Source organism: Skermanella sp. (assembly GCF_059503625.1).
The window spans coordinates 1-9,009 of record NZ_JCACHA010000822.1 but is presented as its reverse complement, the minus strand read 5'-3'; the positions used below and the strand labels follow the sequence as shown (position 1 = coordinate 9,009).

Below are 9,009 nucleotides of genomic sequence, written 5' to 3'. Positions count from 1 at the left end.
AAGGCGAACCCGGAACTGGACGACGAGCTCAACAAGCGTGCATGGCGCGATACCCTGCCCCGCTTCGCCCATAGCCCCGGTGCGCTCGACTCCCGGCGCTATACCCGATTCGCGGAGTTCCTGAAGGAGCGTGAGCTTATCGCATCGGTGCCCAAGCTGGCCGATTACGCAGTGGAGCTTAAGTAGGCACCGGGGTCGGCCGGCATAAAGACGCTTTGCCGCATGCCGACGTGTGCGGCAAACTTTGACCACGGCGCGGACCGCAGTATGGTGCGGCATGACTCAACTGAGACGCGCACTAACCGACCTTGAGCGGCTTGACTGGCTGCGGCTGATTCGCACCGAGAACGTCGGTCCGGTCACCTTCGCCCGTCTGATGGAACGGTTCGACACCGCCGGAAAAGCGATCCAGGCGCTGCCGGAACTGGCGAAACGCGGCGGACGCAAGGCTCCGCTGCGGATAGCCTCGCGGGCGGAGACGGAACGTGAAGCCGCGGCGGTGACCAAGTACGGGGCGCGGCTGATTGCCTCATGCGAGCCTGACTACCCCCAGGCCCTCGCCGCGATCGACGACGCGCCGCCCCTGATCTCGGTCAAGGGCCATCCTCACCTTCTGAGAAAGCGCGCCGTCGCCGTCGTCGGCGCCCGCAACGCCTCGATCAACGGCAAGCGCCTGGCCGAAATGCTGGCGCGCGACCTGGGAGCCGCCGGCTTCGTCGTCGTCTCCGGCCTTGCGCGCGGGATCGACGCCAGCGCCCATGCCGGATCGCTGGCCAGCGGCACGGCGGCCGTCGTGGCCGGCGGAATCGACGTAGTCTATCCGGAGGAGAACCGTGCCCTTCAGGAGCGCATCGCCGAACAAGGCGCCGTCGTCGCGGAATGTGCGATCGGCACCCAGCCGCTCGCCCGCCACTTCCCGCGCCGAAACCGCATCATCTCCGGGCTGGCGCTCGGCGTCGTCGTGATCGAGGCGACGCTGAAGTCGGGCTCCCTGATCACCGCCCGCGTAGCGGGCGACCAGGGCCGCGACGTCTTCGCGGTACCGGGATCGCCGCTCGACCCGCGCTCGCAGGGTCCCAACCGTTTGATCCGCGACGGCGCCGCCATGGTCGAGAGCGTCGACGATATCGTCCAGGCGCTGGCGGACACCGAAGCGCGGCCGCTGCGGGAGCCGCAATCCGACCTCTTCTCAGCCGACAGGGGTATTCAAGTGGACGAGGCGACCGTGCGGGAAATCGGCGAACGGTTGCTCGAAAGCCTCAGTTACACACCGGTCCCCGTTGACGAACTCATCAGAGGGTGCCAATTGTCTGCGTCGGTAGTACGGATCGTGCTCACCGAACTCGCCCTTGCGGGCCGGGTTCAGGAGCTTTCCGGAAATCAGGTCGTCCTGATTCAGCAATAAAAACTGAAAAAGAGACCGAACGCAAACAAGAGGCGGAATTCGCTTGTCTGGCAGCAATCTAGTCATCGTCGAATCCCCGGCCAAAGCGAAGACGATCAATAAGTATCTTGGTCCGGACTTCACGGTTTTGGCCAGTTTCGGCCATATTCGGGATCTTCCTCCCAAGGACGGCTCAGTTCGTCCCGAGGAAGACTTCGCCATGTCCTGGGAACTTGGCGATCGGTCCAAGCGCCACGTCGATGAGATCTCGCGCGCCATCCGTGGCGTCGATCACGTCTTCCTCGCAACCGACCCGGATCGCGAGGGGGAGGCGATTGCCTGGCACGTTCAGGAAGTGCTGCGGGAAGCGAAGCTGCTGGACAAAGTCGATGTCCGCCGGGTCACCTTCAACGAGATCACCAAGGGCGCGGTGCTGGATGCGATGGCGCATCCCCGCGACCTGAACCGGGAATTGATCGAAGCCTATCTGGCGCGCCGGGCGCTCGACTATCTGGTCGGGTTCACGCTGTCGCCGGTGCTCTGGCGCAAGCTGCCGGGGTCGCGCTCGGCCGGCCGCGTCCAGTCGGTGGCGCTCCGCCTGATCTGCGAGCGCGAAGCGGAGATCGAGGTCTTCCGCCCCCAGGAATACTGGTCGATCGAGGTCGTGTTCCGGACGGCCGCAGGCGCCCTGGTCAAATCCAGGCTGACGCAGCTCGACGGCAAGCGGCTCGACAAGTTCGCGCTCGGTGAAAAGGGTGCCGCGGAAGCCGTGGTCGAGCGGCTGAAGCCGCTCAGCTACGCCGTCCACTCGGTCGAGCACAAGCAGGTCCGGCGCAATCCGTATCCGCCCTTCACGACGTCGACCCTTCAGCAGGAAGCTTCGCGGAAGCTCGGCATGGGCGCCACGCGAACCATGCGGGTGGCCCAGAAGCTGTACGAGGGCGTCGATATCGGCGGCGAGACGGTCGGCCTGATCACCTATATGCGAACCGACGGCGTGCAGCTTTCCAACGACGCCATCGGGCAGGTCCGCGAACTGATCGGGTCGCATTACGGCCCGGATTACCTGCCGGGATCGCCGCGCATCTACAAGAGCACCGCCAAGAACGCCCAGGAGGCGCACGAGGCGATCCGGCCGACGGACCTCAGCCGCCGGCCGGAAGAAGTCGCGGCGCAGCTCGAGCGAGACGAGTTGCGCCTCTATGAGCTTATCTGGAAGCGCACCGTCGCCTCGCAAATGGAAAGCGCCGTGCTGGATCAGGTCGCGGTCGATATCGCTTCCGGCGACGGCAAGGCCGTGCTCCGGGCTACCGGCTCGGTCGTGGTGTTCGACGGCTTCCTGCGGGTTTATCAGGAAGAGCGCGACGATTCGGTGGACGAGAAGACCGCCGCCGAGGAAGACGCCGAGGCGCGCCTGCCGCCGGTCAAGGAAGGCGACCCGATGAACCGGGACGCCATCGACGCCGAACAGCACTTCACCCAGCCGCCGCCCCGCTATACCGAGGCCAGCCTGGTCAAGAAGCTGGAAGAGCTGGGCATCGGCCGGCCCTCCACATATGCCAGCATCATGCAGGTGCTCCAGGACCGCGACTATGTCGAGATCGACAAGCGCCGCTTCGTGCCGCACGATCGCGGCAGGCTGGTGACGGCGTTCCTGTCCAGCTTCTTCGAACGCTACGTCGAATACAACTTCACCGCCGACCTGGAAGCCAAGCTGGACGACGTGTCCGATGGAAAGCTGGACTGGAAGACCGTGCTGCGGGACTTCTGGAAGGCCTTCTCTGCAGCGGTCGAGGGCACCAAGGACCTGACGATCACCCAGGTCATCGACGAGCTGGACAAGGATCTCGGCCCGCACTTCTTCCCCAGCGACACGCGGGACGGCCATGACCCCAGGGTCTGCCCGTCGTGCCACGCCGGCCGGCTGGGGCTCAAGCTGAGCAGGACGGGTGCCTTCATCGGCTGCTCCAACTATCCGGAATGCCGCTACACCCGCTCGCTCGCCGTGGCGACGGGCAGCGAGGAAGCCGACGCGCTGGCCGACGGCCCGCGCGAATTGGGCGACGATCCGGAAACCGGCCTGCCGGTCAGCGTCCGGCGCGGACCCTACGGCGCCTATGTCCAGTTGGGTCCGCCGCGGGAAGCGGAGGCGCCGGCGGAGGTCGTCGTCCCCGAGCCGGAACCGGACGCGAAGAAGGCCAAGGGCAAGGCGAAAGCCAAGGCCAAGCCGAAGGACGCCCCGAAGCCGAAGCGCGTCTCGCTGCCCAAGGGCATGCCTCCGGCCGAGATCGATCTGGAAACGGCCCTGAAGCTGCTGGCCCTGCCGCGCGACGTCGGCCCCCATCCGGAAACGGGAGAGATGATCTCGGCCGGGATCGGGCGGTTCGGCCCGTATCTGAAGCTGGGTTCGACCTACAAGTCGCTGGCGGCCGACGACGACGTCCTGAGCATCGGCCTCAACCGGGCTGTGGTCCTCCTGGCGGAAGCCAAGAAGGGACCGGCGCAGGTGCCCGGCCGCGTGGTCGGCGACCATCCGCGCGACGGCAAGCCGGTCAGCCTCAACAACGGGCGCTTCGGCCCTTATGTCAAGCACGGCAAGGTCATGGCGTCGCTGCCCAAGGCGATGGCGGCCAATGCCGACGAGCTGACCATGCAGCAGGCGGTCGAGTTGCTGGACGCCAAGATCGCCAAGGACGGCGGCAAGGTCCCTGCCGCAAAGGGCGTCAAGTCCAAGGCCGCGAAGCCCGAGACGGCGGTCGACGACGCCGGCGACGAGGCGAAGCCGGCCAAGAAGCCGGCGGCCAAAAAAGCGGCGGCCGAGAAGAAGCCTGCCGCCCCCAAGAAGGCGGCCACGACAAAGGCAGCCGCCAAGGCCACCGATGCACCGGCCGCCAAGCCGAAGGCCCGGGCCGCCGGCTGATCCCGTTCTGGAGAAATCGATACACCATTGACCGACGAAGAATCACCAAGGAAAGCAGCCTCCTCCTTCCCGAGCCGGGAGGAGGTGCTGTCCTTTATCCGGAACAGCCCCGTGCCCGTGGGAAAGCGGGAGATCGCGCGCGAGTTCCATCTGCGCGGCGACGATCGCATTGCCCTTAAATCCCTCCTGAAGGAGCTTGAAAGCGATGGCAGCGTAGAACGCGACCGTGCCCGCCGGCTGGCTCCCCCGGCGGCGCTGCCGGCCGTAGGCGTGCTCGAAGTGATCGAGATCGACACCGACGGCGAGGTGCTGGCCCGCCCGATCGCGTGGACGTCGGAAGAACCGCCGCCGAAGATCTTCATGCAGCCGGAACGGCGCGGGCACCCTGCCCTGCTGCCCGGCGACCGCGTGCTGGCCCAGCTTCAGCGGCAGAACGACCGCACCTACAGCGGACGGACGATCCGCAAGCTGGAAAAGACCGGATCGGCTCGGGTACTGGGCATCTACGAGATGACGCCGGACGGCGCCCGCCTGCGTCCGACCGACAAGCGCCAGCGGGCGGAGTTTCTGGTCACTCCGGCCCATTCCGGCGACGCCGTGTCGGGCGAACTGGTGGTGGCGGAAGTGCTGCCGTCGAGCCGGTTCGGCATGAAGCAGGCGAAGGTGGTCGAGCGGCTGGGCGACATCGCCAACCCGCGCTCCATCAGCCTGATCGCCATCCACGGCCAGGACCTTCCGACCGTCTTTTCGGAAGCGGCGCTGGAAGAGGCGGCGCGCGCCGAAAAGCCGACGCTCGAAGGGCGCATCGATCTGCGCGACATCCCGCTGGTGACCATCGACGGCGCCGATGCCCGCGACTTCGACGACGCGGTCTGGGCCGAACCCGACCCGGCGGTCGAAGGCGGCTGGCACATCGTCGTCGCCATCGCCGACGTCGCCTTCTATGTCCGGCCCGGCAAGCCGCTGGACCGCGATGCCTTCCGGCGCGGCAACTCGGCCTATTTCCCCGACCGCGTCGTGCCGATGCTGCCGGAAGCGCTGTCAAACGACCTCTGCTCGCTTCGTCCGGGCGAGGACAGGGCCTGCATGGCGGTCCACATGTGGATCGACGGCCAGGGCGAGTTGAAGCGGCACCAATTCGTCCGCGGCCTGATGCGGTCGGCGGCGCGACTGACCTACGAGCAGGTCCAGGACGCCCGCGAGGGCCGCGCCGACGACACGACCGGCCCCTTGCTCGACACCGTCATAGCGCCGCTCTATGCGGCCTACGAGGTCCTGGACGCCGCCCGTGTCCGGCGGGGCACGCTCGAACTCGATCTGCCGGAACGGCAGGTCCGGCTGAACGAGAGCGGCGGCGTGGTGGAGATCACGCCGCGCAAGCGGATCGACAGCCACCGGCTGATCGAAGAATTCATGATCTGCGCCAACGTGGCGGCGGCGGAAGCTCTTGAAGCGCGGAGCATGCCCTGTCTCTACCGCGTCCACGACCAGCCGTCGATGGACAAGCTGGAAACGCTGCGGAGCTTCCTGCAAGGCCTCGGCTACGGCCTGAACAAGGGAACGCTGAAGCCGGCCGACTTCACCCGCATCCTGGACCGGGCGCGCGGCACCGACGAGGCGTCGCTGATCAGCGAGGTCGTCCTGCGCTCCCAGGCGCAGGCCGCCTACAGCCCGGAGAACATTGGCCATTTCGGGCTTGCGCTGCGCCGCTACGCCCATTTCACCTCGCCGATCCGCCGCTATGCCGACCTGATCGTCCACCGCGGCCTGATCCGCGCCTTCGGCCTGGGTCCGGGCGGTCTGGACGATAACGAGGCGGCGCGGATGACGGAGATCGGCGACCACATCTCCTCGACCGAGCGGCGCGCGGCGCTGGCTGAAAGGGATGCCGTGGACCGGTTCACGGCGGCCTTCCTGGCCGACAGGGTCGGTGCGACCTTCAGCGGCCGCATCACCGGCGTCACCCGCTTCGGCCTGTTCGTCGAACTGGACGAGACAGGTGCCGACGGCCTCGTTCCCGTCAGCACCCTGCCCGACGATCAATACGAGCACCGGGAGAAGGAGCACGCGCTGGTCGGGCGCCGCCTCGGCAAGGTCTACCGGCTGGGCGCCGCCGTGAAGGTGAAGCTGACGGAGGCCGATCCCGTTCTGGGAAGCACTCTGTTCGCCTTGCTGGAGCCGGACGACTCGACGCCGGAATGGCTGCGCAAGGGCGGCGGCGGAAAGATGGCGCGGAAGGAGCGCGCCAAAGGGTCGCGCGCTCATCCTCGTGGCAGATAGGCGCGTGGCAGATAGGAAAGTACCGTCGGCTCCTCTACCAAATTCGCCGATTCGTGTTAAAAGTTACATCCATGAACATATCGCCCCTCCAGCAGCCTGAAACCGCGGCCGACCGGCTGGACATCGCTCCGCCTCCCGGTTCGTTCTGGAAAGGGCTTCTGCGGGGTATCCGCAGGCTGTGCCCGCGCTGCGGGGAAAGCCGCCTGTTCTCCCGCTATGTGACCGTGGTTCCGGAATGTCCGCACTGCGGACTGGAAACCGACGCCTACCGGGCCGACGACGCACCACCCTACTTCACGATCTTCATCGTGGGACATATCGTCGTACCGGGCATGCTGCTGCTGGAACAGAACGTGCACCCGCCTTCCTGGGTGCATATGGTAACCTGGGTGCCGGTCACTCTGCTACTGACCTTGGCCTTGTTGCCCCCGATCAAGGGGGCCGTAATCGGAGCGCAATGGGCACTTCGGATGAAAAGCTGAGGTCGCGGCGGGGAATTCCCGGCCTGCTGCTGAGCGTCCTGCTGATAGCGGGATGCACCGCCGACCCGACTTCGCTGGCGGCCCAACCGCCCGGCCCCCAGGTGGGCGAACAGGTCTTCGCGGTGGGATACGGCAGGATCGCCGAGATCTACCTGAACCCCGTGGACATGGGGCAGATCACGACCGACGGACTGCGCGGGCTGACCCGGATGGACCAGTCCATATCGGTGGACCGGTCGCCCAGCATGGTCAGGCTGACCAGCAACGGCCAGCCCATCGGCGAGTTCACGGCGCCGCCGGCCAACGACGCGGGCGGCTGGGCCGCCGTCACGGTGCAGGCGATCGAACGCGCCCGCCTGTCGTCGACGCCGCTCCGGCAGGCTTCGCCGGAAGACATCTACCAGACCGTCTTCGACGCCATCATGGCCGACCTGGACGCCTATTCGCGCTACACCAGCGCCAAGCGCGCCGGCAACGAGCGCGCCCAGCGCGAGGGCTACGGCGGGATCGGCATCGGAGTCGACGAGCGCGACGGCAAGTTCTTCATCACCGAACTGGTCGGCCATGCGCCGGCCGCCCGCGCCGGCCTGAAGACCGGCGAGGCCGTCATCGCCATCGACGGCGACCTGACATCCTACATGCCCCTGCAGGAGGTCCGCGACCGCCTGCGCGGACCGACCGGGACCCTGGTGCTGGTCACGGTCGCGACCGAGAACGGCGCGCAAAGCCGCCGGGTGGCGCTCCGCCGCGAACGGGTCATCCCCAATACCGTGGCGATGTCGATCGACAACGGCATCGCCGTGCTGTCGATCGAGCGGTTCAACGCCGCGACATCGCTCAACCTCCGCGAGGCGATCGACGTCGCCCGCACCCAGATGGGCAAGAAGGCCATCGGCTTCGTGCTCGACCTGCGCGGCAATCCCGGCGGCTTGCTGGATCAGGCCGTTGCGGTCGCCGACCTGTTCATCCCGCAGGGCCAGATCATCTCCACCGCCGGCCGCCATCCCGACAGCATCCAGCGCTTCGAGGCGACCCTGGACGACCAGCTGGACGGGCTGCCGCTGATCGTGCTGGTGGACGGCCGCTCGGCCTCCGCGTCGGAAATCGTCGCGGCGGCGCTCCAGGACAGCGGGCGGGCGGTGGTAGTGGGCGCATCGTCGTTCGGCAAGGGCAGCGTCCAGACCGTCACGCGGCTGCCCAACGACGGCGAGCTGTTCCTGACATGGTCGAGGATCTACGCGCCGTCAGGCTACACGCTGCACCGCCAGGGCGTCACGCCGACGATCTGCACCAGCAAGGACCTGAGCGACCCCGATGCCGTCATCAGCCAGCTGAGGGCCGGGCAGCTCGGCATGCCGGGTACGCTGGCGAGCTGGCGGGCCGCCGCGCCCGAGGACGAATCGGCACTCAACCAGCTGCGCGCCTCCTGCCCCTGGAAGATCCACGAAGCCAACCTCGACCTGCGGGTCGCGCGCCAGCTGCTGGCCGACAAGGGGCTTTATCAGCGCGCCTTGCAGCTTTCGACCACGCTTCTGGCCGAACGGTGAGAACATCTTGGACGCAGGACGGTGCGAGGACTTGACATAAGCCCCGTGCTGGCTATCTTCCGCACTCACTTTGTCGTGCTACCGGGTCAACGCGATCCTGGGGCATCGCGGACGAACACGGGATTGTAGAGTTATGGCGAAGCAGAACACCGTTCTCATTCGGCTGGTCAGCTCGGCTGGCACCGGCTTCTTCTACGTGAAGAAAAAGAACCCCCGCAAGACCACCGAAAAGCTTGAGTTCCGGAAGTACGATCCGGTCGTGCGTCAGCACGTCGCTTTCAAGGAAGCGAAGATCAAGTAAGTCCAAGCCGGCATCAGGCGCAGACACAGAAAAGGCCGTCCCTCGGGACGGCCTTTTCGCTTTCGCATCGTCAGTTTTGCATCGTGGGATCTGGT

At 66.8% G+C, this 9,009-nt stretch carries 6 protein-coding genes and 1 pseudogene; all 7 read left to right on the top strand.

Annotation, left to right across the window (positions count from 1 at the left end):
- A pseudogene (locus tag AC5JJ6_RS29580) lies at positions 1 to 186 on the top strand (ABC transporter substrate-binding protein); the annotation flags it as partial.
- A gap of 91 nt (positions 187 to 277) precedes the next feature.
- Complete coding sequence (gene dprA, locus AC5JJ6_RS29575) at positions 278 to 1,405, top strand: DNA-processing protein DprA (protein ID WP_496045492.1); 1,128 nt, start codon at positions 278 to 280, stop codon at positions 1,403 to 1,405.
- A 43-nt stretch (positions 1,406 to 1,448) separates the two neighbouring features.
- A complete protein-coding gene (topA, locus tag AC5JJ6_RS29570; protein ID WP_496045491.1) occupies positions 1,449 to 4,304 on the top strand; it encodes a type I DNA topoisomerase in 2,856 nt (951 codons plus the stop codon).
- Positions 4,305 to 4,331: 27 nt separating this feature from the next.
- A complete protein-coding gene (gene rnr / locus AC5JJ6_RS29565) occupies positions 4,332 to 6,584 on the top strand; it encodes a ribonuclease R (protein WP_496045490.1) in 2,253 nt (750 codons plus the stop codon).
- A 71-nt stretch (positions 6,585 to 6,655) separates the two neighbouring features.
- Complete coding sequence (locus tag AC5JJ6_RS29560; RefSeq protein WP_496045489.1) at positions 6,656 to 7,066, top strand: DUF983 domain-containing protein; 411 nt, start codon at positions 6,656 to 6,658, stop codon at positions 7,064 to 7,066.
- The gene (locus AC5JJ6_RS29555) at positions 7,042 to 8,613 is read left to right on the top strand and encodes a S41 family peptidase (RefSeq protein ID WP_496045488.1); all 1,572 of its coding nucleotides are present in this window, start codon (positions 7,042 to 7,044) and stop codon (positions 8,611 to 8,613) included. Before AC5JJ6_RS29560 ends, AC5JJ6_RS29555 begins: the two co-directional genes overlap by 25 nt.
- A gap of 133 nt (positions 8,614 to 8,746) precedes the next feature.
- A complete protein-coding gene (rpmG, locus tag AC5JJ6_RS29550) occupies positions 8,747 to 8,914 on the top strand; it encodes a 50S ribosomal protein L33 (RefSeq protein WP_044426262.1) in 168 nt (55 codons plus the stop codon).
- Positions 8,915 to 9,009 lie beyond the last annotated feature (95 nt).

What these genes read in the sequence shown, in the direction of transcription:
- AC5JJ6_RS29560 (WP_496045489.1), top strand. Translation starts at nt 6,656, where the DNA reads ATGAACATATCGCCCCTCCAGCAGCCTGAAACCGCGGCCGACCGGCTG.
- AC5JJ6_RS29555 (WP_496045488.1), top strand. Translation starts at nt 7,042, where the DNA reads ATGGGCACTTCGGATGAAAAGCTGAGGTCGCGGCGGGGAATTCCCGGC.
- dprA (WP_496045492.1), top strand. Translation starts at nt 278, where the DNA reads ATGACTCAACTGAGACGCGCACTAACCGACCTTGAGCGGCTTGACTGG.
- rpmG (WP_044426262.1), top strand. Translation starts at nt 8,747, where the DNA reads ATGGCGAAGCAGAACACCGTTCTCATTCGGCTGGTCAGCTCGGCTGGC.